We start from the raw sequence: 23,507 nt of genomic DNA on the forward strand, positions 1-23,507 counted from the left end.
GGTCAGTTCCAAGGCCCGAGCTGGTGTTCGAGATCCGCCCACCAGCCCGACGGCGCGTCTTCCCGGGCCTGGATCGAACCCGCCCGCCGCGCGAGGTCGAACCGGTTCTCGCGCCGAGCGTAAGCCAGGAGCGCGTCGTACCGCGCCCGCGGCAGCCAGCCCTGTTCGCGACCGGTTTCCAGCCACATCAGCTGGTGCACCAATTCCACGCTGCCCTTGTCCAGCCCGCGCAGCCGCCGGGTGAACCGGCTCGCCGCTTCGGTGTCGCCATCGCGGACCGCGCGGCAGGCCAGCAGCAGTGTGGTCGCGGCGAGCACGTCGGACCGGTGCACCCCGCCCTCCGCGGCCAGGTGTTCGGCCAGCTGGTAACTGCGTTTGCCCCGGCCCTGCCGCAGCGCGGTGGCCAGCGCATAACGCTGGCGTGTCAGATAGTCCCCGCGGACCGCGCTCCCCGGCTCCTGCATCCATGCCCCCAGTTCCGTGGCCTGTCCCGGCCACTCTTCTCCCAACGGGTGACGGCGCACTGAAGCAAGCCCCCATTGAGAGCAAAACGCTACCGCCGATCACGCCGCCGTCTCCACCCGGCATACCCGTCCGGGCGACTCGACCGCGGTCTTTCTCAGCGTGTTCCCAGCCTTCGCCGCGCCACCCGATCGGCTTTCACCCCACTGGATGACCCCCATTCGATGGAGGTCCTGCTTCGTGTCCGATGCAGCCGCGCCGCGCGACCGGCCGGGTGCCCTCGCCGATTCTGCCCGAGGCGCCGCACGGTTCCTCTGTGAAGCGCCGGTAACGGACGCCTGCGCCAGGAATTCCTCCGCGCGTCCGGAGAGCGGTTTCCCCGCAGGCGAGACCTCGGTGCGGCAAGATCGCACCAGCACGTCGATGCGGCCGAACGCCACCGCGGCGAGACTCCACGAACCTGTCGCCCAACGGAACACCACCCCGAACCCGGCCATCCCCCACCCGGCCCAGTCCAGCCCGGCATCGACCAGCTCAGCCGAACCCATCCGGCCCGGCCAAGCCGAGACCACACCCCGGACCGCGCGACACAAGCACAACTCGAACAGCCCCCGCCGCGGCCAAGACGGCAGGGGCCGACCACTTACCCAGCCGCCCACCCCGGACGGCCGAGTTCCCGAGGTCAGGCCCGCAAAGTCGGGCCCCGAAAATCAGGCCACCTCGGTGCGGCTCCCGCCGCGCGTGTGCAGGCCCAGCATGTCCAGCAACATTGCGCATTCCTCGGCGTCCGTGGCCTGCGCGGCCACGGCCAGCGCGGCCTTGTGGCGGCGGGCTTCCTGCGCGGTGGTGTCGGCTTCGTCGGTGACGAGGTCCGGTGCCGGGTGCAGTCCGGTGCTCTGGTCTCGCATGATGGCTCCTCCCCGTTCGGCGGCGGCGCGGAAGGTTTTCCCACGCTGGTGCTACCTCTACAACGGCGTTCCGGCGCCGGATGTTCCGATGACTCCGGTCACGCCCCGCCACGGGGTCCGGGCGGCGACGCGGAACGTTGTCCTTTGTGGACGTCCGGTGGACGTGCGGGCCTGGGCGTCCGTTCGAGTGGTGTGACTGGCCTCACCCACGCGGGTAGGCCACCATGCACGCTGTGAACACAGCCCGACACCCTGTGCACACGGCGCTCGTCGGGCTGACCGTGCTCCTGCTGGGAATCGTCGCGGCGTTGCACGGGCGAAGTCTTCCGATAATCGGAGACGGCACCGGGTACGCCGCCGAATTCAGTGAAACGGCCGGATTGGCGACCGGCGACGACGTGCGAATCGCCGGCGTAAGGGTGGGGCGGGTGTCCGCGATCGCGCTGGACGGCGCGTCTGCGCGGGTTTCGTTCCGGGTGTCCGGCGCCTGGCTCGGCGACACCACCACGGCGTCGATCCGGCTGAAGACCTTACTGGGCCAGAAGTACCTCGCGCTCGACCCCACCGGGCGCGATCAGCTCGACCCGGGCGTGCCGATCCCGCGCGCCAGAACGACCGTTCCCTACGACGTGCTGCCCGCGTTCCACCAGCTCTCCTCGACGGTGGACCGCATCGACACCGATCAGCTTTCCCTTGCCTTCCGGACAATCGCGACCACCCTCGCGCACACCCCGGCCGACGTGCGCAAGGCGCTCTCCGGACTTTCCCGGCTCGCCGACTCGCTTGCGTCTCGGGACTCGCAGCTCAGACGGCTGCTCGCGGGCACCCGCACCGTCTCGGCCACGCTCGCGGGGCGGGACGCCGAGGTGGCCCGGCTCCTCACCGACGGCAACCAGCTGCTCGCCGAGGTGCAACGCCGCGAGTCGGCGATCTCGGCGCTGCTGGACGGGTCGCGCCGGCTGGCCACCGAGCTGTCCGGCCTCGTCGGCGACAACGACCGCGACCTCACCCCCACGCTCACCCAGCTGGACCAGCTCACCTCGATGCTGCACCGCAACCAGGACTCGCTCGCGCAGGGTGTGCGCACGCTCGCCCCGTTCGTCCGGCTGGCCACGAACCTCAGCGGCAACGGGCACTGGGTCGACGGCTACCTCTGCGGCCTCGTGCTGCCCGCCATCGGAGGAGTCAACCGGCCCGGGTGCTTTCCGCCGTGATCAGCCCAGCCCGGTGATCCGGACGGTGACCTGGTTGTCGTTGTAGGTGTAGGCCTCGTACTCGTAGGACACCCCGGTCTTGTCCACATGCTCCAGCCAGGCCCGGTACTCGTGCCGCTGCCAGCCGGGGAAGTTGAAGAACTCGTCGAAGTGCACGATGCTGCCGACCTGCAGGCGCGGGCCGACGAGGTCGAGCACGGTCTTCGCGGAGCTGTAGAGATCGCTGTCCACGTGCAGGAAATCCACCGGTCCGGGGTGCTTGTCCAGGAATTCGCCGAGCGTGTCGGAGAACAGCCCGACGACCAGTTCCGCACCGGGGACCTCCGGCAGGTCGTCGCGCGCGAACGCGCCCGCCGGCATGCCGTTGAGCCATGCTTCGGGCAGGCCGTCGAAGGAATCGAAGCCGTAGACCTCGATACCGCCACGCGCGGTCGCGATGGTCCGCAGTGTGTTCCCCGAAGCCACCCCGAACTCCAGCGCCATCCCGCCACGCGGCGCGAGCGACAGCGCGTGCTGCAGGGTCTCCTTCGGGTGGCCGAAATGCTTCGCGCCGATCAGGTTCTCCCTGGCGAACACGTTGCTCTGCAAGGCCGCGTCCTGATCACCCGCGTAGACGATGTCGCGGCGGCTGCGGATCTCGAACTCCACCACCCGGTCCAACACCCGATCGCCCTGCCGGACGATCTCGGTGTGCAGTTCCGCGCGCGTACGGCGGAGTTCCTGCTCCAGCTCGTGCAGCCGGCCGGGATAGGGGTCGTGCAGCCGGGTGGCCGCCCGGCGCAGCGCCAGAGCGGCCTTCCGGCGCACCGCGAGGCCGAGACTCCTTGCCGTGAAACGATCTTGGCGCTGCTGGCTCATTCACGGACGATAGCCGAACCACCCCGGTACGGGGCGGGACCCCCCGTTCTACCCACGGGTAACCGAAGTGTCCACAGTGTACGGCGCGAGCCCGGCGCCCGATCGTCATCCGACGCACTTCACCACGCTGCCTCCCGGCAACGTAGTGTCCGCACCATGTCCAGCGTGGCGATCGTGACGAAGCGGCTCTGGTGGGCCTGGCAGACGGTGCGGTCCGCGGCGCTGTCCTACCGCAGGCGGCCGCCGGAGTGAGGACTCAGCGCTCTCCGCCGTCCTGTTCGGCGAGGAACCGCTCGAACTGGCTGCCCAGTTCGTCCGCGGTGGGCAGGTGCTCCTGGGATTCGGCGAGCAGGCTCTGCCCGGACGCGGCGGTGAACGTGTCGTACTGACGTTCCAACGCCTGCACCACGTCGGCGACCTCGCCGGATTCGGCGACCTGCCGGTCGATCTCCGCGTTGGCCACCTGGGCGGCCGACGCCAGTTCACCGTCGGGCAGCGCCAGCGCGGTCGCCTCGCCGAGCTTCCGCAGCAGGTGCAGTGCCGCGGCCGGGTAGGTCGACTGGGCGAGATAGTGCGGCACGTGCGCGGCGAAGCCCAGCGCGTCCAGCCCCCATTCGCCGAAGCGGTACTCCAGGACCGCGGCCATGCTGCCCGGCACCTGGATCCGGTTGGGCAACGGCTGGTGCTCGCCGAGCAGGGCCGCACGGGTCGCGTGCGCCGTGACGCCGAGCGGGCGGGTGTGCGGGGTGCCCATCGGGATCCCGTGGAAGCCCACGGTCAGCCGCACTCCCCAGCGCTCGACGAGGCGGCGGACGGCGGCGGCGAACAGCTCCCACTCCCGGTCCGGCTCCGGGCCGGTCAGCAGGAGGAACGGCGTGCCGTCCCCGTCGTGCAGCAGGCGGACGACCAGTTCGGGGGCCTCGTATTCGGCCCAGTGGTCCAGATCGTAGGTCATCGACGGGCGGCGCGCGCGGTAGTCGATCAGGCGGTCCACGTCGAACCGGGCGATCACCCGGTGCGTCATCTCGCCGGTGAGGTGCTCGGTGACCAGCCGCCCGGCCGAGCCGGCGTCCATGAAACCTTCGAAGAAGTGCAGCAGCACGGCTCCGTCCAGGTCGGGGACGTCCGAGTCCACCTCATACAGTTCCTCGGGATCGAGTCCCACCGGAATCCTCCTGCTGCTCGCTGTCGTGCGCGGACGTATCGACGTACAACGCGCCGCGACGGCGATTCCATCCCGTCCGCGACGAAAATAGTAACCCGCCGCAGCCGGACGGCCCCCGGATCAGGGGTCCGTGACACTTGTCGTGGCCATGACGACCCCGATTCAGGCACTCTGTGCAGGTGAGCGAAGCGGAAAGTCCCGCGTTGCGACTACGCCTTCGGCCACCTGGGCATCGGGTGAGCCGGAAGGCCATCGGCCACTGGGCGACGTCTGCGGGGGCAGGCTGGCTGGTGCTGATCGCGGGCCAGGCTGTGGCCCTGTCGATGGTGGACGACCCGCCGTCGTGGCTGTCGGTGACGCTGGTGCTCTGCTGCGTGTTCGCCCTGCTGCATCTGCTCGTGATGCCGTTGTGGCGCTACCGTGTGCACCGGTGGGAGGTGACCGGGGAGGCGGTCTACACCCAGTCCGGCTGGCTCAAGCAGGAATGGCGGATCGCGCCGATTTCGCGGATCCAGACCGTGGATGTGGAACGGGGGCCGCTGGAGCAGCTGTTCGGGCTGTCCCGGATCACCGTGACCACCGCGTCCGCCGCCGGGGCGCTGCGGATCTCCGGGCTCGACCACGACCGGGCGGTCGCGCTGGCCGACGAGCTGACCCGGACCACCCAGGCCGTGCCGGGGGACGCGACGTGACCACGCGGGCACCGTCCGCGCCGGTCGCCGCCGAGGGCAGCGCGCCGGCCCGGTGGCACCGGCTCGACCGGCGGATGCTGCTGATCCGCCCGGTACTGGACGTGGTCCGTTCGCTGCCGGTGCTCGTCGGCGCGCTGTTCCTCGGGCACGGGAGCTACTGGCAGTGGATCGGCCTCGTCGCCACCGGGGTGACCGTGGCCGTCGGCATTTCGCATTGCCTCACCTCGCGCTACCGCATCACCGAGACCCAGGTGGAATGGCGCACCGGGCTGGTGCTGCGCAAGCACCGCGCCGTGCCACGTGACCGAATCCGCACCGTGGACGTGGTTTCGGAACCGAAACACCGGCTTTTCTCCCTTGCCGCCGTACGAATCGGCACCGGGCGGCATGCCCACGGCAAGGGGCCGGTCAAGGACGAACTGATCCTCGACGCGGTCACGCGGTCCGAAGCCGCGCGACTGAGAACCCTGCTGCTGCACCGCAAACCGGTCACCGAGGAGTCGGCTGCCGGCCCGGCAGAGACCGTCCTCGCCACTGTCGACAAGCGGTGGTTGCGGTACGCACCCTTCACGCTGTCCGGGATCGCCGTGGTCGGCGCGGTCCTCGGCGCCACCTACCACTTCGCGCACGAACTGCACTTCGACCCGGCCCGCTACGGCCCGATCCGCGAACTCACCCGGCGCGCGCTCGAACAGCCCGTGTGGCTCACCGTGCTGGTCGCCGCGGTGGGCCTGCTGGCACTCGTGTCGGTGCTGTCGGTCGGCGGATATGCGCTGTCCTTCTGGAACTTCCGGCTCACCAGGGAACCCGGCGGCACCCTGCACATCCGCCGTGGGCTGGTGACCACGCGTTCGGTGTCCATCGAGGAGAACCGGCTGCGGGGCGCGGAGCTGAAGGAACCATTGCCGCTGCGGATGGTCGGCGGCGCCAAATGCGTCGCGATGGCCACCGGGCTGCACGAGGCCGATCGTGGAGGCGGCCTGCTGCTGCCGCCCGCCCCAGTCGCCCGCGCCCACGAAGTGGCCGCCGCCGTCATCGGCGAAGACCTCGCGAACGTGCCGCTCACCCGGCATCCCCAGCGTGCCCGGACCCGGCGGATCACCCGCGCGGTCACCGGCGTGCTGGTGCTCGCCGCGACGCTGTTCGGGCTGGCGCAGCTGGGCGTGCTGCCGAACTGGCCGTGGCAAGCGGCTCCCGTACTGCTGCCGTTCGCCGTGCTGATCGGCCTCGACCGCTACCGCACGCTCGGACACGCGATCACCGGCCGATACCTCGTGACGCGCTCGGGCTCCCTGGCCCGCGCGACGGTCGCCGTACGCCGGGACGGGCTGACCGGGATCGTCCTGGAACAGTCGCTTTTCCAACGGAGAGCCGGGCTGCTGACCGTACTGGCACCGATCGCCGCCGGGCGCGGGCACTACCGCGTACTCGACGTCGGCGAAGCCGAGGGAGTTTCCCTCGCGGATGCTGTGCAACCCGGGTTGCTTACGCCGTTTCTTGTCCCGGATAGCCGCGCAGTTGAAGAGGAAACGCGCGGGTGATCCGCCTCGCCACCTTCGCCGAACTGCCGTTGCTGACCGAGCTGGAACGCGCGGCGGGTGCACCGTTCCGGGCCATCGGAATGACCGCGATCGCCGACGACGCCCCGCCCTCCCCTGCGGAGCTGGGCGAGTACCAGTCCGACGGCCGCTGTTGGGTGTACGAGGCGTACGGCTCTCCGGTGGGGTATGCGGTAGCCGCCAAGGTGGACGGATTCGGTCACCTGGAACAGGTTTCGATCCTTCCGGAACACTCCGGCCGTGGACTGGGCAGGCAGCTGATCGAAACCGTCGACGCATGGGCCGCCGCGCGCGGACTTCCCGGCCTCACTCTCACAACGTTCGTCGACGTGCCCTGGAACGGGCCGTACTACGTACGACTCGGTTTCTGTCTGCTACCGCCCGAAGAGCAGGGTCCGCAGCTGCGCGCGATCGGTCGCGACGGTGTTGCTCAACCGTGGCGGCTCGGCCGCCACGATCACCACGACCGCGCGGGAACTCGGTCTGTCCGGAAAGCACTTCCGGGCCCGCGATCTGTGGTCCGGCACCACATCCTCGACCACCGGCACCCTGCGGGCGAACGTGCCGAGCCACGGCTCCACGGTCCTGCGAATCTGGCCGGTCAAGGCGCCCAGGTAAAGGCTGTGAAGGGTCCCTTCACGGACTCTGAGTCCGTGAAGGGACCCTTCACAGCCTTGCTCAGCCCGGGGTGGACGACCGCGTCGGGGTCAGGCGCGGGCGAGCAGTTCGCCGTGCGGGATCATGAGCCAGCCGTCGGGGTGCGCCGCCCAGTCCTGCCAGGCCTGGGAGATCGCGTCCAGCTCGGCCGGGGTGGCAAGCCCTCGTTGGACCGCCATCTCGCCGACGGCGGAGTAGATCCGTTTCGCCCACATGCCGCCCCAGCTCGCCCGCTCCTCGGGAGTGGCGTAGCACCAGACCGAAGCCGACGACGTGACCTCGGTGAAACCCGCCTCGTGCGCCCAGGACAGCAACCGTCGGCCCGCGTCCGGCTCGGCATTGTTTCCGTGTGCCACCGCGCGATACAGCTTGAGCCAGGTGTCCAGCCGTTCGTCGCCAGGCCACCAGGTGAACGCGGCGTAGTCGGCGTCGCGAACCGCCACCACGCCGCCCGGACGGGTCACCCGCCGCATCTCGCGGAGCGCGGCGACCGGGCCGGACAGATGCTGGAGCACCTGGTGAGCATGGGTGACGTCGTAGCTGTCGTCCGGATCGGACAGCCGGTAGACGTCGTCGACCGCGAATTCCACGGCCACCCCGCGATGTTCGGCGTTCTTCCGTGCCTCCGGCAGGGCCGCGTCGGTGATCTCGACACCGCGCACCCGCCCAGGCGCGACCGCCTCGGCGAGGTCGACGGTGATGCTGCCCGGACCGCACCCGACGTCGAGCAGATCCAGCCCCGGCCGGAGCAGCGGCAGGAGGTAGGCGGCCGAACTCGCCGCGGTCCGAGCCGCGTGACTGCGCACGACGACTTCACCGTGCCCGTGGGTGTACACGTCCTTGGGCGACATGCCGCCCTCCCACTCTGTGAGATGACCTGTTCGGATAGTGGAAGCCTACGGGACTCGGACGCGGCCGTAAACCGCCCGCTCCCGGGCAGCTACCGTCCACAGTGGACCAAATGGCCGGCTCAGCCGCGCTCTTTGCGATACCAGCGGGGCGAAGCGTTCAGCGGCGGCTTCAGCTTCGCACGCACCACCAGCACGTTCGGCTCGTCGGACTCCACGAACTCGCCCAGCAGCCTGCGGAACGCCCGGCCGAACCCGGACACGCGGTCCGCGTGCACCCCGAACGACCGGGCCAGACCGACGAAGTCCGGGCTGTCCCAATCCACTCCGCGGCGCGCCACCCCCTCGGCGTCCTGGTCGTAACGCAGCATGCCGTAGCCGCCGTCGTCCACCACGACCACGGTGACCGGCAGCTGCTCCTCCGCCAGCGTGGCCAGATCTCCTACCCCGTAAAGGAATCCGCCGTCACCCGTCACGCACAGGACACGCCCGCCCCGCTCCGCCTCGGCCGCCGCGCCGGCGCCGATCGACGCCGGGAAGCCGTACCCGAGAGTGCCCCAGCCCATCGGATAGGCCAGCCGGCGCGGACCGCGGACCCGGTGGAACCCGCCGATCCAGTAGCCGGCCACGCACATGTCGGTGACCAGCATGGCGTCCGGCGGCAGCACTTCCTCCAAAGTGGACAGGAAGTCCGCGGCGTGTGGGTCCTCGTCGCGGATGCGCCGTCGCACCCGGCGGCCGATCCCGGCCAGCCGCGCGGTCAGCTCGGCCAGCCCCGGACGGGGTTCCGGATGCAGGGATTCGACCACCCGGCGCGCGTCGCCGACGAGTGTGACGTCCGGGCGGTAGTTCTTCGCCGCGTCCCCGGCATCGACGTTCACCGCGATCAGCCGCGGCGGCGCGGGCATCAGCCAGTTCTGCGTCATCAGGCCGTCGAAGTCGGTGCCGATGGCGAGCACCACGTCCGCCTCGTCCCACAGCTGCCCGACCTCCGGCGCGTGCACCGGATTCGGGGCCAGGCAAGGATGTTCGAGCGGCAGCAGGCCGCGCGCGCCGAACGTGGTGAGCACCGGCGCGGCCAGCCGCTCGGCGAGCTTGCCGATCGCCTCGCCCGCTTCGGCACGCAGTGCCCCGCCGCCCGCCCAGATCAGCGGACGGCGGGCAGTGGAGAGCAAGGTCGCGGCGCGAGGCAGATCCGGCAGGTCTAGCACGCGTTCGGCGGGCGGCGCCGGTGGCTCCCGCGGCGGCGTGACCTCGCGCAGGTAGTCCATCGGGATGCCGAGATAGACCGGTCCGGTCTGCGGCTGCAGGGCGAGCCGCGCCGCTCGGTGCACAGTGGTGCCGATCTGGTCCGCGCGGTGCACGGTGAAGCCGGCCTTGGTCACCGGCGCGAACATCGCCTGCTGGTCGGCGGTCTCGTGCAGCACCCCGCGGACCACCCCGGGCCGGCGCAGCGTGGACGGGATGTCCGTGGCCACCACGAGCACCGGCGCCGCGGAGGCCATCGCCTCGCCGACCGCGCCGAGCGTGTTCGCCGCACCCGGACCGGTGGTCACCAGCGCGACGCCGAGTTTCCCGGTCCGGCGGGCATAACCGTCCGCGGCGAACCCCGCGGTCTGCTCGTGGCGCACGCCGATGACGCGGATCCCGGTCTCCGCCAAGGCCGCCCACAGCGGCAGGTTGTGCACTCCCGGCAGGCCGAACACCACCTCGGTCCCGAGAGCCGTGAGCGCGTCCACAAGCTGCTGAGCTCCAGTCCGTCCTGCCACGCCAGCGATGGTATCCGGCACCGGCGCGCGCTCTCCGTCACGTCACCACGCACCGGGTGCGTGCTGGTCAGGCGGAGTTTTTCCGGCGCGCGGCGGAATCTCGGCGCCCGGCGGGATTCGGGGGTGCGTAGACTCGGGCCGGGGCGCGGAGTCCCGTCCCGCGCGAAAGGGTGACCGGAAATGCCGATGATGCCCGTGACCGATTCGATGTTCCTGATGGTCGAAACCCGCGAGCATCCGATGCACGTGGGCGGGTTGCAGCTGTTCCGCAAACCGGACGGCGCGGGCGAGGACTATCTGCGCGAACTGCGCCGTTCGCTGCTGGAATCGGACAACATGCGCAGTGTGTTCCGGCGGCGGCCGAGCCGTCCGGTGAACACGGTGGGCAATCTGCACTGGTCCACCGAGACCGATTTGGAGCTGGACTACCATTTCCGTCATTCCGCGCTGCCGCAGCCGGGCCGGATCCGCGAGCTGCTGGAGCTGGCCTCGCGCTGGCACAGCACCCTCCTGGACCGGCACCGTCCGCTGTGGGAATTCCACCTGATCGAGGGTCTTCGCGACGGCCGGTTCGCGATGTACTCGAAGATCCACCACTCGTTGATGGACGGCATCTCCGCGGTGCGGCACATGCAGGGCACCCTGTCGGACGACCCGGCGGACCTGGACTGCCCGCCGCCATGGGGCAGCCGCGGCGAAACCGGCCGGAGCCGCAGCAACCGTGCCCCGAGTTCCCTTTTCGACGCGGCGGGAAAGACTTTCGGGCAGCTCACCGGAATCGCTCCGGCCGCGGCGAAGGTGGCGCGCGAGGCGTTCCGCGAGCACCGCCTGACGCTGCCGATGCAGGCCCCCCGCACCATGTTGAACGTACCGATCGGCGGCGCGCGCCGGTTCGCCGCACAGTCCTGGCCGCTCGAACGCGTGCGGGCGATCGCCACCGCCGCCGGCACCTCCCGCAACGACGTCGTCCTCGCGATGTGCGCCGGCGCGCTGCGCGACTACCTCATCGAGCAGAGCGCGCTGCCGGATGCCCCGCTGGTCGCGATGGTGCCGGTTTCGCTGCGCCGCCGCGACGCCCAGGAGGCGACCGGCAACAACCTCGGCGCTCTGCTCTGCAACCTGGCCACCGACCTGCCCGACCCCGCCGACCGGCTGGCCGGGATCTCCGCGTCGATGTCCAACGGGAAGAAGCTGTTCTCGCAACTGTCGCCGCTGCAGACCCTGCTGCTGTCCGGGATCAACGTGGCCGCGCTGGGCGTCTCCCCGATCCCCGGTGTCGTGTCGAACACGCGTCCGCCGTTCAATCTGGTGATCTCCAACGTCCCCGGCCCGCGCACCCAGATGTACTGGAACGGCGCCGCGCTGGACGGCATCTACCCGGCCTCGGTCCTGCTCGACGGCCAGGCCCTCAACATCACCCTGACCAGCAACGGCGACAACCTGGACTTCGGCATCACCGGCTGCCGCCGCAGCGTCCCCCACCTGCAGCGGATCCTGACCCACCTGGACACGGCGCTGGCCGAATTGGAAGGGGCCACGGGGCTGCGCTGAGCCCGGCCGCTCAGCTGGCCCCGTCGCGGCTGTCCCCGGCGCTCCGGTATCCGTCAACAAGCCGTCGCAACCCGTTGCCCCGGCCGCTATGCCGCCCGGTCGCCCGCAGGTGCCACCCCGGCCGTCACCCGCGGGCGGGAATGTCCTTTGTAGACTATTCCCGGACCGCGGGCCGCACCGCGAGGAAGTTCACCGCGGTGGCACTGAACACCAGGTCATCCTCGCCGTTGAACAGTTCCAGGTGGGTGCGCACGAGGCCGCGATCCGGCTTGGACTTCGACAGCCGCGTCTCGGTGACGGTAGCTCGCATACGCAGGCGATCACCCGGCCGCACCGGTCGCGGCCAGCGCAGTTCGTCGATGCCCGGACTGCCGAGGCTGGCCACCGTGGACAGGTAGTGCCCGGCGAACATCCGCATCATCAGCCCGCAGGTGTGCCAGCCACTGGCCACCAGCCCGCCGAACGGCCCGGACTTCGCCGCAATCGGATCGACGTGGAAGCTCTGCGGATCGAACTGCCGGGCGAACTCGACGATCTCCTCCTCGGTGACGGTGGCATCCCCGAACTCGTACACCGCCCCGAGCGGATAGTCCTCGTACCAGCGGTCCCCGATCGGCGTAGCGAACTCCGTCATGCCCGCCACCCTGCCACACCGACGGGCGACCTTCCGGGACTCGGCACAAATCATCCCACCGGCACAGGCGCCCAGCGCGCAGAACAACTCAGCCGCGGCGAGACGGGATCCCAGCTGGGTCAGTGGGGGATCCAGGGGCGAACCTCCTCCAGCAGCTTCGCCACAGCCAGCACCAGATCGTCCGAGTGACGCGGGCCGACGATCTGCAGCCCGACCGGCAGTCCCGCGGACGTGCGCCCGGCGGGCACGCTGATCGCCGGTTGCTGGGTCATGTTGAACGGGTAGGTGAACGGCGTCCACTCCGGCCACTCGGTCAGGCCGCTGCCGGGTGGAACATCGTGGCCTGCTTCGAAGGGCGGGATCGGAATGGTCGGGGTGAGCAGCACGTCGTAGCGGGTATGGAACTCGCCCATCAGGATGCCGAGCGCGGCGCGTTCCGCTGTGGCGTCCAGGTAGTCGCCCGCGGAGAAGGTGTGGCCCTTTTCCCACACGCGCCGCAGACCGGGGTCGACGCGGCCGGCGCTGCCGTCCGGGAACGAGTCGAGCAGCTTGGCCGCACCGGTGGACCACAGCACGTCGAAGGCGGGCTTCGGATCCGCGAAACCCGGGTCGGTTTCCTCGATCTGCAGACCGGCGTCGTCGAGCGCACGTACGGCGGCGGCAACGATCGCGGCCACTTCCGGATCCACGGTGACGTAGCCGAGAGTGGGCGAGTACGCCACGTTCAGGCCACGCACGTCGCGTCGGACGGCTTCGCGATAGGTGCTCACCGGTGGAGCCAGCCCGGCCGGATCGCGGTGGTCGGGCGTGGCAAGGACGTCGAGCAGCAGCGCGGTGTCGTCGACACTGCGGGCCATCGGGCCAGCGTGCGAGAGAGGGCCGAACGGACTCGCCGGGTACAGCGGAATCCGGCCGTGCGTCGGCTTCATCCCGACGATCCCGCAGAACGAAGCGGGGATGCGCACCGAGCCACCACCGTCGGTGCCCACCGACAATTCACCCATTCCCGCCGCGACGGCCGCCGCGCTGCCCCCGCTCGAGCCACCCGCGGTCTTGCTTGGGTCGGCCGGATTGCGCGTGATCCCGGTGAGCGCGCTGTCGGTGACGCCCTTCCAGGCGATCTCCGGCGTGGTCGTCTTGCCCAGCACGACGAGGCCGGCCTCGCGCATCCGCGCCATCACCGGACTGTCCACGTCCCAGGGCTGCTCGCGCGGAATGCTCGTCGACCCGCGCAGCGTGGGCCAGCCCTGGGTGAGGAACATGTCCTTGATTGACGCGGGCACGCCGTCGAGCCAGCCGATCGGGTTACCGTCCCGCCAGCGAATCTCCGCCGCCTTCGCCTGCTCCAGCGCGCGATCCGCGTCGACCAGGCAGTACGCGTGCAGCTCGCCATTCCGTTCTTCAATGGCCCGCAACGCGTTCTCGGTCGCCTCTACCGGCGACAGCTCCGCTGTCGCGTACGCGGCCACGAGTTCGCTGGCGGTCAGTTCCCGGTCGCTCATCCGGCGGCTCCCTGTGGTTGGGATGGCACGTACCCGAGCCGTTTGTCCACGACGTTGTGCAGCGGCTCGCCGGCACGCCAGCGCCGGAAGTTCGCCGTGAACACCTCTACCAGGGTGCGCCGCCAACCGCTGAAGTCCCCCGACATATGCGGGGAGACCAGTACGCCCGGCATCGTCCACAGCGGACTGTCCGGGGGCAGCGGCTCGGTCTCGAACACGTCCAGCGCGGCACCCGCGATCTCACCGGCGCGCAGCGCCGCGACCAGCTCGGCGGTGACCACCAGCTCACCACGCCCGACGTTGACGAACCGCGCGGACGGCTTCATCGCGGCGAACGCCTCCGCGCCGAACATGCCCTTGGTCTGCGCGGTGAGCGGCGCGACCGCGACCACGTAATCGAATTCGCCGAGGTACTGCGGCAACTCGCCGGAATCGCGCACCACACCGAAGTCGGGGTCACCGGTGCGCGCCCGCCGCCCGGAGCCCGACACCTGCATTCCGGCCGCGCGCAGCAGCCGCGCGATGGCCCGCCCGATCGGCCCGGTACCGACCACGAGCACCTGACGCCCGGCGATCCGCTCACTCTCCCGATGCCGCCAGGTCGTGGCGCGCTGCAGATCGAGCGACCGCGCGAAGTCCTTCGCGAAGGCCAGCACCACGCCCAGCACGTACTCGGCGATGGCGTCGTCGAACACCCCGCGCGAGTTCGTGAGCACCACGTCGCTTTCCTGCAACTCCGGGAACAGCACGGGATCCACCCCGGCGGCGGCGATGTGCAGCCACCGTAACCGGTCCGCCGCGGGCCAGGCACCGGGCACCGCGGTGGAGAGGAAGTCGTAGACGAACAACGCGTCGGCACCGCGCAGCGCGTCCGGCAGCCCGCGCGCATCGGTGTAACGAACCACGGCGTCCGATTCGACTGCAGCCATATCCGGTGGTGAGTCTGCCCCGCAGAGCACCGTCAGCACGGGGATTTCCGAGGCGAGCACATTGACACCGTAGAAGTGGCTCGTATGATTGTCAACAATCCGAGGAACGACCCCCGGAGCACCGGACGTGTCATCTGCACCGGCGTATTCCGGAGGCTGAGCCGTGGATCTGGACTTCCTCGCGTTCGAAGGCCCGTTGGCCCAGCGTGGCATCGGGGTGATCGCTCCTTTCGATCTGGCGCTCGAGCGCGAACTCTGGCGCTGGGTACCCATGGAGGTGTCGCTGCATCTCGCCCGCACCCCGTACGAACCGGTCCCGGTCAGCATGGAAATGGCGCAGCTGGTCAGCGACCGCAGGCACCTGGCCGCCGCCACGCGCGACATCCTGCACGTGGAGCCCGAAGTGGTCGCCTACCTGTGCACCTCCGGCAGCTTCGTGAACGGCGTCGATCACGAACGCTCCCTCACCAAAGCCATCTGCGACGCCGGCGCGCCCGACGCGGTGACCACCTCCGGCGCGCTCGCCGAGGTCCTGCAGCGACTGGACCTGCACCGGGTTTCCGTACTCACCCCCTACGACGCCGATCTGACCGGCAAACTCCACGATTTCCTCACCGAACTCGGCGTGCGCACGGTCGCCAGCGACCACCTCGGCCTCGGTGGCGGGATCTGGAAGGTCGGCTACCGGACCATCGCCGAGCGGATCCTGGCCGCCGACCACAGTGCGGCCGAGGCCATTTTCGTCAGCTGTACCAACCTCCCCACGTTCGATCTGATCGAGCCGCTGGAGAAGGCACTCGGCAAGCCCGTGCTGACCGCGAATCAGCTGACCATGTGGGCCTGCCTGCGCCGGATGCGGCTGCCGATCGTCGGACCGGGCGGCTGGCTGCGGGAGGTCTCCTGAACCACCCGCTGAGCCATCCACGCGGACCGGCACGGACGAGCAGCACCGGCACCGGTAAGATTGTCGACAATTTGCGTACTCCGGAGGTTTCGTGACCACGATCGGCTTCATCTACCCCGACCACGCGGCCGAGGACGACTACCCGCTCGCGGAGCAGCTGCTCGGCGGGACGGACGTCGCGGAGGGCGACATCCGGCTGCCGGTCGCGCACATCTACGGCACCGATCTGCACGCGGTACCCCAGCTGCTGGACCTCGGCAGCGAGGCCCGGCTCGCCGAGGGCGCCGGACTGCTCGCCAAGCACGCACCGGACGCGGTGATCTGGGCGTGCACCTCCGGCAGCTTCGTGTACGGCTGGGACGGCGCCCGCGACCAGGCCGACCAGCTGGCTGCGGCCGCGGGCGTCCCTGCTTCGAGCACCTCTTTCGCCTTTGTGCACGCGGCGCGGGCGATCGGGGTGCGGCGGGTCGCGGTCGCCGCCAGCTACCCGGGTGACGTGGCCCGGCTGTTCGTGGACTTCCTCGCCGCGGGCGGCGTCGAGGTGCTGTCCGTGTCGAGCGCGGACATCGACACCGCGGCCGAGGTCGGCACGCTGTCCCCGGAGGCCGTGGTGGACCTCGCGGTGCGCCACGATCACCCGGACGCGGAGGCGGTGCTCGTGCCCGACACCGCGATGCGCACGCTCGGCGAGATCACCGAGATCGAGCAGAAGCTGGGCAAACCGGTGCTCACCGCGAACCAGGTGACCATCTGGGAGGGCCTGCGGCTGACCGGCTCGACCCGGCTCGTCCGTTCGCTGGGCACGCTGTTCCGGGTGAGGGGCTGAGCCATGGCCGCCCTGCCCGGTATCGAACCGGTGAACCGGGAATCGACCGCCACCGTGATCGCGCGCCAGCTGCGCGAAGCGATCATGAACGGTGTCCTGTCGCCGGGCACCCAGCTCGGTGAAACCGATCTCGCCGCCCGGTTCCAGGTTTCCCGTGGCCCGCTTCGGGAGGCGATGCAGCACCTCGTGTCGGAGGGGCTGCTGCGCAGCGAGCGGCACCGGGGCCTGTTCGTGATCGACCTCGAACCGACTGACGTGTACGACATCTATCTCGCCCGGACGGCGGTGGAACGCACCGCGCTGCTGCGCGTGCTGCGCGGCGGCGACCGCGAGGAGGTGGCGACCGCGCTTGAACAGGCGGTGGCCGAGATGGCCGCCGCCGCGGGCGACGACGATCCCTCCGCACTGTCCACTGCGGACCTTCGCTTCCACGAGGCGCTGATCGAGGCCTCCGGCAGCAAGCGCCTGATCCGGATGGCTCGCACGCTGCTGATCGAGACCCGCATGTGCCTGACCTTGCTGCAGAGCACCTACCAGCGCGTGGAAGAGCGGGTGGACGAGCACACGCGGATCATCGAGGCCCTGCGCGCGGGCGACGAGGTCACCGCGCTGGGGCTGCTGGATGCGCATATGGAGGACGCGATCAGCCGCCTCGTCCCCGGAACCAGCCTGCACAACGGCGGGCCACCGGCGAAGGCCTGAGCCGCCGGGGTTCCGGATGCTTCGCGACGGCCGCAGACCGGCACGGCTCGGTGACGGACCGGGTGAAGCGGCGAGCGCGGCAAGGTGCCGCATTGTGGACGGCGCAGCGTGCCGCACGGCCGGGTGCCGCACGGATGCCCGGCGGACGGTGATTGCGGGCGCGGACGTCGCAGGTGCCGGATGCGGGTGACCGGCGGTGGCCGGGGGCGGCGGCCACGCGGGCCGGATCGCGGGCGAACACCCGCACCGTGCGGCCAAGCGTGCGGCCAAGCGTGCGGCCAGGCGTGCGGCCAAGCGTGCGGCCAAGCGTGCGAGAAACGCTACTGGAGACCACCCCGGAAGCGATGCGCGCGGCCGCCAAGGTGCACGCCGGTCCCTTGCCCACCAAGGAAAACGCTGCCGGTCAGCCATGGTGACGCTCCCCCAGCACCGGCTGACCGCCCTGGCCCGCGCGGTAGTCCGGGGACCACGGGAACACTCCCGCGGAGTCCGCGTACACCAGCTGGATCGCGTGGATTTCCGGGCCGTACAAGGCCACCGCGAAGTGCAGGTGGGCAGCCGGGGCGGCAAGGGCCACGGCTTCCAGCGCCGGATGACCGCGCAGGGCAAGGCGTTCGCCTGGTTCGGGCGGACCGCCGGTCAAGGCTCGTTCGGCGGCTTCGGTCAGCAGGGCGGCGGCCGGATGCGGCGCCAGCCCGGTGACGACCAGCTCGGGCAGGCCGTGCCCGAGCAGGCCGAGGGTGTACGCCCAGGGCGGGCGGTTTCCGGTGCCGAGCACCCCTTGGACGCACCAGCCGTATTCCCGGACCCGTTCCAGCACCTCGCTCAGGTACTGCTGCCCGGCGGTTCTCTCCGGTTCCTCGCACATCCGGCACATCGGTCTTCTCCTCCCCCGGGACCCTCGGTGGGCCCCGGGGAAGAGTGAAGCGCACGGCACCGACGAAAAATCAGCGCAGCGTTTCGGCCACCACCGTGCCGAGCGCGGTTGTGGTAGCGGTGCCGCCGAGGTCGGGGGTGCGTGCCGAACCGGCCGTCAGCACCTCGTCGACCGAGGTGCGGATTGCTTGTGCGGCAACGGTTTCACCCAGGTGTTCGAGGAGCATCGCAGCGGCGAGGATCTGCGCCACCGGGTTGGCGATGCCCTGCCCGGCAATGTCCGGGGCACTGCCGTGGACGGCCTCGAACATGGACGGGAGTTCACCTGATGGGTTGATATTCCCGGACGGTGCCATGCCCAGTCCGCCGGTGACCGCGGCCGCCAGGTCGCTCAGCACGTCGCCGAAGAGGTTCGAGGCCACGACCACGTCGATCCGGTCCGGGGCCTGCACCATCCGGGCGGCCAGCGCGTCCACATGGCACTGTTGCGCGGGCACATCCGGATAACGCGCGGCGACCTCGGCGAAGATCTCGTCCCAGTAGGGCATCGAGTGGATGAGCCCGTTCGACTTCGTGGCCGAGGTGACGTGCCCGGAGCGAGACCGGGCCAGTTCGAAGGCGTACCGGATGATGCGTTCCACGCCGACCCGGGTGAACACCGATTCCTGCAGTACGAACTCGTCCGGCCGGCCCGCATTGTGCCGTCCGCCGATCGCCGAGTACTCGCCCTCGGAGTTCTCCCGGACGATCACCATCTCCAGCTCGTCCGCGGTCCGCCCGGCCAGCGCCGAGGTGGTGCCCGGCAGCAGCCGGACCGGACGCAGGTTCACGTATTGCTGGAACGCCCGCCGCAGCGGGATCAGCAGGCCCCACAGCGAAACGTGGTCCGGCACCCCGGGAAAGCCGACCGCGCCGAGCAGGATGCCATCGAACTCCGAAAGCTGCTCGACGCCGTCGTCGGGCATCATCGAGCCAGACTTGGCGTACCGCTCACAGCTCCAGTCGAATTCCTGCCACGACAAGGAGAATCCGTACTTCGCGGCGGCCGTGTCGAGCACCTTGCGAGCCTCGATCGTGACGTCCACTCCGATCCCGTCGCCTGGGATACTGGCAATCCGGTAGTTCACAGGCTCACCGCGATGTACTTGGTCTCAAGGAATTCGTCGATGCCGACGGTGCCGCCCTCGCGCCCGAGGCCGGACTGCTTGATGCCACCGAACGGCGCCGCCGGGTTCGAGACGATGCCCTGATTGAGCCCGATCATGCCGGCCTCAAGCCGTTCGGACACGCGCAGCGCTCGCTTCAGGTCGGCCGTGAAGAGGTAGGAGACCAGGCCGAACTCGGTGTCGTTGGCCTTCGCGACGGCCTCGTCCTCGGTATCGAACGGAGTGATCGGCGCGACCGGGCCGAAGATCTCTTCCGCAGCCAGCCGAGCATCTTCGGGCACGTCGGTGAGCACTGTGGCCGGATAGAAGTGGCCCGGCCCATCCACCGGCTCACCGCCGGTCAGCACGCGCGCGCCACGGTCGGCGGCGTCCTTGACCAGCATGGTCACCTTCTTCACCGCGGCCTCGTCGATCAGCGGGCCGACGACCACGCCTTCCTCGGTACCGCGGCCCATCGGCAACGACTGCATCCGTTCGGTCAGCCGACGGGAGAACTCTTCGACGACACCGCGCTGTACGTAAAAGCGGTTCGCTGCAGTGCAGGCTTCGCCGATGTTACGCATTTTCGCCTGCATCGCGCCGTCGACAGCGGCATCCAGGTCCGCATCATCGAATACGACGAACGGCGCGTTGCCACCGAGCTCCATCGACGTGCGAAGCACTTTCTCCGCGCACTGTTCCAACAGCTTGCGCCCGACCACGGTCGAGCCGGTGAACGACAGCTTCCGCGCGCGGCCATCCCGGATCAACGGCTCCATCACGCCGCCCGCATCGCTCGTTGTGATGACGTTCAGAACGCCTTCGGGTAATCCGGCCTCGGCGAGGATTCCGGCGAGCGCCAGCATCGACAACGGTGTCTGCGCGGCGGGTTTGATCACTGTGGTGCAGCCTGCCGCAATAGCCGGGCCGATCTTGCGCGTACCCATCGCCATCGGGAAGTTCCACGGCGTGATGAGCAGCGCCGGCCCTACTGGCTGACGAGTGACCAGGAACCGCCCCGCACCGTTCGGCGCCACTGCGTACCCACCGTCGATGCGTACGGCTTCTTCGGCGAACCAGCGGAAGAACTCGGCAGCGTACGTGATCTCGCCGGCCGCTTCGGCGAGTGGCTTACCCATCTCAAGCGTCATGAGCAGCGCCAGTTCGTCCCGGCGCTCAAGCAGCTTCTCGTACGCCCGACGCAGGATCTCCCCACGCTCACGAGGTGCGACCGCTGCGAAGCCGGCTTGCGCCGCGACAGCTGCGTCGAGGGCCGCGAAGCCGTCTTCGACGCCGGCGTCGGCGACCTGGCACAGCACCGCACCGGTCGAGGGGTCCTGCACGTCGAAAGTCCGCCCACTGCGCGCCGACACCCACTTGCCGCCGATGAAGAGGTCCTTGCCGACCGCGCCGACCACACCTTCTTCGGTGATCACACTCATCCGGATCGCTCCCGTTCCTGTTGTCCCGAAGCCATGCTATGGATATTGTCAACAATCGACAACCGCTGAACCAGACCTAGGAGCGCGCCGCATGGCACAGCTGTCCCCGCTGCTCAAGCAGGCCACGCCCGTTGTCGTCGACCACGGTGAAGGGGTTTACCTCTACGACGTGGACGGCAAACGCCACCTCGACTTCACCGCGGGGATCGGCGTGACGAGTACCGGCCACTGCCACCCGCGGGTGGTCGAGGCCGCGCGCGAACAGATCGGCAAACTCGTGCACGGGCAGTACACGACCGTGATGCACAAGCCACTGCTGGAGCTGACGGAGAAGCTCGGCACCGTGCTGCCCTCCGGGCTCGACTCGCTGTTCTACGCGAACTCCGGCAGCGAAGCTGTGGAAGCCGCACTGCGGCTTGCTCGTCAGGCGACGAAGCGGCCGAACGTAATCGTGTTCCAAGGCGGCTTCCACGGACGCACTGTCGCCGCCGCGTCGATGACGACGTCCGGTACGCGGTTCAGCGCAGGCATCTCGCCCTTGATGGCCGGCGTACACGTCGCGCCGTTCCCGTACGCCTACCACTACGGCTGGGATCAGGAGACGGCCACGAAGTTCGCACTGCGCGAGCTCGACTATCTGTTCCAGACAGTGTCCGCACCGAGTGAGACAGCTGCGTTGTTCGTCGAGCCGGTTCTCGGCGAAGGCGGGTACGTCCCGGCGAACACCGAGTTCTTCGCCGGGCTGCGCGAGCGCGCTGACCGGCACGGCATCCTCCTGGTGCTCGACGAGGTTCAGACCGGCTTCGGCCGCACCGGCAAGTTCTGGGGCCACGACCACTACGACGTCTCCCCTGACATTGTGCTCATCGCGAAGGGGCTCGCCAGCGGCTTCCCACTGTCGGGTATCGCGGCTTCGCAGGAACTGATGGCGAAGGCGCTCCCGGGTTCCCAAGGCGGCACGTACGGCGGCAACGCGGTCTCCTGCGCAGCCGCAATCGCAACGCTCGATGTGATCCGCGACGAGGGCCTGGTCGAGAACGCCGCAGAGCGCGGCCGTCAGCTGTTGGAAGGCGTACAAGTCGTCGCGGACAAGACGCCAGCCATCGGCGACGTACGCGGCCTCGGCCTTCTGGTCGGCACCGAGTTCACCACTGCCGACGGCGAACCGGACACCGCGACCGCGCAGGCCGCGCAACAGGCAGCTGCCCACAGTGGCCTTCTTCTGCTCACCTGCGGCGCGTACTCCAACGTCGTGCGCATGGTGCCACCGCTCGTGGTGACCTCGGATCAGGTCGATGAAGCACTGCGGATCTGGGGCGACGTCGTCGCTTCCGTCACGACAGGGAGCTGAAGCATGGCGCGGTACATCACCATCACCCTCGACAAGCGCGGCGTCTCGTGCCGAGCCCGCCTACTCGACGAAGAGGCACCGCGCACCTGCAAGGCGGTGTGGGACGCACTCCCGCACAGCGGCTCGGCGTACCACGCGAAGTACGCGCGCAACGAGATCTACACCTTGGTCCCGCCGTTTGCCGAGCCCAAGCCCGGCCGGGAAAACCCGACCATCACGCCGATCCCGGGCGACGTCGTCTACTTCGGCTTCGAAGCCTGGGAGATCGGCAACCCGGCGTACGGCTACGACGAAGGCAGTGCAGCGCACAGCGACCAGGGCGCCACAGACCTGGCGATCTTCTACGGCCGGAACAACCTCCTGATCAACGGTGACGCCGGCTGGATACCCGGGAACGTCTTCGCGACCATCGAGGAGGGGCTGTCCGAGATCGCCGCCGCAGCGCAGGATCTGTGGCTGCGCGGGGTCGAAGGCGAGACGCTCTCCTTCGCCCGCGCCGACTGAGCGGACGGCGGCCAGGCTTGTCGCGCCGAGACAGCGGAAGCAGCAGCCTGGCCGCCCCGGTCGAGGAATGACGCACCTTTCAGTGAACGAATGATCACGACCCGTACTTGCGCACCCCGGCCCCACGCCCCGTCTGACCGGTGATGATCACCCTTAAGCGTGAACCTGCAATATTCACCATTCGTGGTGCCACGTTCATCATTTCGGGTCGCGACGACGCCCGGTTGTCGCAATGAGCTTCTGCTACCGAGGGTGATCGATCCCCTCGCTCGCTACCAACGGTGGTGGTTGCGCCGCAGTGCCACCCCCGCCGCCAAACCCGAAAGCCTTACACGTTTAGCATGGGAAGATTCCCGGGTGCCCGTTCGCGCCGGAACCGGCTTTTGACACTTCCCGCACCCCGATGCAAATCTTCTCCTCGCTCCTCGCGAGAGCAACAGTGAAAACCATCAGGAACAAGGAGCCCCTCCATGCACTCGGTCATCCACTTCGCGCACCACGGCCACGACATCATCAGCAACCTGCTGGCCGGCGTCGCGCACCTGGTCGGCTGGCTCGTCTGAGCGGCCCCACGGATTGATCGCGGAGGCCGGCCTGTTGGCGCGGGCCGGTCTCCGCGCAATTTTCCACTCTATTTCGAGACATTCGGAATAGAGTGGATTTTTGTTTTCCTCACCCGCCGGAGCCACCCGACACAGCGTCAACTTGGCCGTCACCCTCGGTGATCACGCCTGCTGGACGTGAACCATCTTCATGCTTACCCCCTGCCCGGAAGAGCTAGGCTCGAAGCACAACGTCCGGGTGCTCAGGGAGGGACAGACAGTGACACAGAAGGAAGTGGCGCAACCAGGAACAATGGCGCAGCAGGAAGCCGTGGCAGTCGCCCAGCCGAGGGTCATGCTCGCCGAACTGGACCGGACCGCTACCGAGCAAGCCCTTACCTGCCCGGTGGACCCAGGGGCACTGAGCGCGAGCGGCGGCATGCTCGCTGAGCCGGGAAAGTGAACCG

24 protein-coding genes and 1 pseudogene are annotated in these 23,507 nt (G+C 69.4%); 12 read left to right on the top strand and 13 right to left on the bottom strand.

The window, feature by feature from the left end:
- Window positions 1–2: 2 nt before the first annotated feature.
- The 3 genes from D5S19_RS20590 to D5S19_RS20600 form a co-directional block, all read right to left on the bottom strand.
- Window positions 3–464 carry a hypothetical protein gene (locus D5S19_RS20590; protein WP_120024996.1) on the bottom strand — a complete coding sequence of 154 codons (462 nt, stop codon included), beginning with the start codon at window positions 462–464 and terminating at the stop codon, window positions 3–5.
- Between the two features lie 99 nt (window positions 465–563).
- On the bottom strand, window positions 564–1,010 hold the full coding sequence (locus D5S19_RS20595) for a hypothetical protein (RefSeq protein ID WP_120024997.1): 447 nt from the start codon (window positions 1,008–1,010) through the stop codon (window positions 564–566).
- 162 nt (window positions 1,011–1,172) lie between these two features.
- On the bottom strand, window positions 1,173–1,370 hold the full coding sequence (locus D5S19_RS20600; protein ID WP_120024998.1) for a hypothetical protein: 198 nt from the start codon (window positions 1,368–1,370) through the stop codon (window positions 1,173–1,175).
- Between the two features lie 224 nt (window positions 1,371–1,594).
- Between D5S19_RS20600 and D5S19_RS20605 the strand changes: the two genes are divergently transcribed.
- On the top strand, window positions 1,595–2,584 hold the full coding sequence (locus D5S19_RS20605) for an MCE family protein (protein ID WP_120024999.1): 990 nt from the start codon (window positions 1,595–1,597) through the stop codon (window positions 2,582–2,584).
- Here D5S19_RS20605 and D5S19_RS20610 read toward each other — a convergent pair whose 3' ends face one another.
- Together D5S19_RS20610 and D5S19_RS20615 are read right to left on the bottom strand one after the other, a co-directional pair.
- Window positions 2,585–3,442, bottom strand: a complete 858-nt coding sequence (locus D5S19_RS20610; protein ID WP_120025000.1) for a class I SAM-dependent methyltransferase — start codon at window positions 3,440–3,442, stop codon at window positions 2,585–2,587. It lies immediately after the preceding gene.
- A gap of 256 nt (window positions 3,443–3,698) precedes the next feature.
- The gene (locus D5S19_RS20615; RefSeq protein WP_120025001.1) at window positions 3,699–4,607 is read right to left on the bottom strand and encodes a proteasome assembly chaperone family protein; all 909 of its coding nucleotides are present in this window, start codon (window positions 4,605–4,607) and stop codon (window positions 3,699–3,701) included.
- A 179-nt stretch (window positions 4,608–4,786) separates the two neighbouring features.
- Between D5S19_RS20615 and D5S19_RS20620 the strand changes: the two genes are divergently transcribed.
- The 4 genes and pseudogenes from D5S19_RS20620 to D5S19_RS32065 all read left to right on the top strand — a co-directional run bounded on the left by D5S19_RS20620 (window position 4,787) and on the right by D5S19_RS32065 (window position 7,476).
- Window positions 4,787–5,299 (top strand): PH domain-containing protein, encoded by a 513-nt coding sequence (locus D5S19_RS20620; RefSeq protein ID WP_120025092.1) that lies wholly within the window; start codon window positions 4,787–4,789, stop codon window positions 5,297–5,299.
- Window positions 5,296–6,840 (top strand): PH domain-containing protein, encoded by a 1,545-nt coding sequence (locus D5S19_RS20625; protein WP_407641770.1) that lies wholly within the window; start codon window positions 5,296–5,298, stop codon window positions 6,838–6,840. Before D5S19_RS20620 ends, D5S19_RS20625 begins: the two co-directional genes overlap by 4 nt.
- 80 nt (window positions 6,841–6,920) lie before the next feature.
- Window positions 6,921–7,214 (top strand): annotated as a pseudogene (locus tag D5S19_RS33255) (GNAT family N-acetyltransferase); the annotation flags it as partial.
- Between the two features lie 67 nt (window positions 7,215–7,281).
- Window positions 7,282–7,476 (top strand): hypothetical protein, encoded by a 195-nt coding sequence (locus tag D5S19_RS32065; protein ID WP_158605579.1) that lies wholly within the window; start codon window positions 7,282–7,284, stop codon window positions 7,474–7,476.
- Window positions 7,477–7,565: 89 nt separating this feature from the next.
- Here D5S19_RS32065 and D5S19_RS20640 read toward each other — a convergent pair whose 3' ends face one another.
- Together D5S19_RS20640 and D5S19_RS20645 are read right to left on the bottom strand one after the other, a co-directional pair.
- Entirely contained in the window at window positions 7,566–8,366 is an 801-nt protein-coding gene (locus D5S19_RS20640; protein WP_120025003.1) for a methyltransferase domain-containing protein, read from the bottom strand.
- 119 nt (window positions 8,367–8,485) lie between these two features.
- The gene (locus D5S19_RS20645; protein ID WP_120025094.1) at window positions 8,486–10,132 is read right to left on the bottom strand and encodes a thiamine pyrophosphate-binding protein; all 1,647 of its coding nucleotides are present in this window, start codon (window positions 10,130–10,132) and stop codon (window positions 8,486–8,488) included.
- 180 nt (window positions 10,133–10,312) lie between these two features.
- On the opposite strand from D5S19_RS20645, the gene D5S19_RS20650 reads away from it, so the two are divergent.
- Entirely contained in the window at window positions 10,313–11,683 is a 1,371-nt protein-coding gene (locus D5S19_RS20650; protein WP_120025004.1) for a WS/DGAT/MGAT family O-acyltransferase, read from the top strand.
- A gap of 154 nt (window positions 11,684–11,837) precedes the next feature.
- Here D5S19_RS20650 and D5S19_RS20655 read toward each other — a convergent pair whose 3' ends face one another.
- From D5S19_RS20655 to D5S19_RS20665, 3 genes are all read right to left on the bottom strand, one after another.
- Window positions 11,838–12,317, bottom strand: coding sequence for a MaoC family dehydratase (locus D5S19_RS20655; RefSeq protein WP_120025005.1), 480 nt, complete (start codon window positions 12,315–12,317; stop codon window positions 11,838–11,840).
- Between the two features lie 119 nt (window positions 12,318–12,436).
- Window positions 12,437–13,819 (bottom strand): amidase, encoded by a 1,383-nt coding sequence (locus D5S19_RS20660; protein ID WP_120025006.1) that lies wholly within the window; start codon window positions 13,817–13,819, stop codon window positions 12,437–12,439.
- On the bottom strand, window positions 13,816–14,748 hold the full coding sequence (locus D5S19_RS20665; protein ID WP_407641771.1) for a D-2-hydroxyacid dehydrogenase: 933 nt from the start codon (window positions 14,746–14,748) through the stop codon (window positions 13,816–13,818). Before D5S19_RS20665 ends, D5S19_RS20660 begins: the two co-directional genes overlap by 4 nt.
- A gap of 163 nt (window positions 14,749–14,911) precedes the next feature.
- On the opposite strand from D5S19_RS20665, the gene D5S19_RS20670 reads away from it, so the two are divergent.
- The 3 genes from D5S19_RS20670 (at window position 14,912) to D5S19_RS20680 (ending at window position 17,180) form a co-directional block, all read left to right on the top strand.
- Window positions 14,912–15,652: a maleate cis-trans isomerase family protein gene (locus tag D5S19_RS20670; protein WP_120025008.1), complete on the top strand. Its 741-nt coding sequence runs from the start codon at window positions 14,912–14,914 to the stop codon at window positions 15,650–15,652.
- Window positions 15,653–15,743: 91 nt separating this feature from the next.
- The gene (locus tag D5S19_RS20675) at window positions 15,744–16,478 is read left to right on the top strand and encodes a maleate cis-trans isomerase family protein (RefSeq protein ID WP_120025009.1); all 735 of its coding nucleotides are present in this window, start codon (window positions 15,744–15,746) and stop codon (window positions 16,476–16,478) included.
- Window positions 16,479–16,481: 3 nt separating this feature from the next.
- A complete protein-coding gene (locus D5S19_RS20680) occupies window positions 16,482–17,180 on the top strand; it encodes a GntR family transcriptional regulator (protein WP_120025010.1) in 699 nt (232 codons plus the stop codon).
- A 403-nt stretch (window positions 17,181–17,583) separates the two neighbouring features.
- On the opposite strand, the gene D5S19_RS20685 is transcribed toward D5S19_RS20680, so the two are convergent.
- From D5S19_RS20685 to D5S19_RS20695, 3 genes are all read right to left on the bottom strand, one after another.
- Complete coding sequence (locus tag D5S19_RS20685) at window positions 17,584–18,057, bottom strand: DUF4262 domain-containing protein (RefSeq protein WP_120025011.1); 474 nt, start codon at window positions 18,055–18,057, stop codon at window positions 17,584–17,586.
- 70 nt (window positions 18,058–18,127) lie between these two features.
- The gene (locus D5S19_RS20690) at window positions 18,128–19,183 is read right to left on the bottom strand and encodes a tartrate dehydrogenase (RefSeq protein ID WP_120025012.1); all 1,056 of its coding nucleotides are present in this window, start codon (window positions 19,181–19,183) and stop codon (window positions 18,128–18,130) included.
- Complete coding sequence (locus D5S19_RS20695; protein WP_120025013.1) at window positions 19,180–20,643, bottom strand: NAD-dependent succinate-semialdehyde dehydrogenase; 1,464 nt, start codon at window positions 20,641–20,643, stop codon at window positions 19,180–19,182. Before D5S19_RS20695 ends, D5S19_RS20690 begins: the two co-directional genes overlap by 4 nt.
- A gap of 91 nt (window positions 20,644–20,734) precedes the next feature.
- Here D5S19_RS20695 and D5S19_RS20700 point away from each other — a divergent pair, with 91 nt between their 5' ends.
- The 3 genes from D5S19_RS20700 to D5S19_RS31780 all read left to right on the top strand — a co-directional run bounded on the left by D5S19_RS20700 (window position 20,735) and on the right by D5S19_RS31780 (window position 23,503).
- A complete protein-coding gene (locus D5S19_RS20700) occupies window positions 20,735–21,994 on the top strand; it encodes an aspartate aminotransferase family protein (RefSeq protein ID WP_120025014.1) in 1,260 nt (419 codons plus the stop codon).
- 3 nt (window positions 21,995–21,997) lie between these two features.
- A complete protein-coding gene (locus tag D5S19_RS20705; protein WP_120025015.1) occupies window positions 21,998–22,498 on the top strand; it encodes a DUF3830 family protein in 501 nt (166 codons plus the stop codon).
- A gap of 822 nt (window positions 22,499–23,320) precedes the next feature.
- Complete coding sequence (locus tag D5S19_RS31780; protein ID WP_147397471.1) at window positions 23,321–23,503, top strand: hypothetical protein; 183 nt, start codon at window positions 23,321–23,323, stop codon at window positions 23,501–23,503.
- The last annotated feature ends 4 nt before the right edge of the window (window positions 23,504–23,507 follow it).

It is taken from the genome of Amycolatopsis panacis (assembly GCF_003600245.1).
GTDB lineage: Bacteria > Actinomycetota > Actinomycetes > Mycobacteriales > Pseudonocardiaceae > Amycolatopsis > Amycolatopsis sulphurea.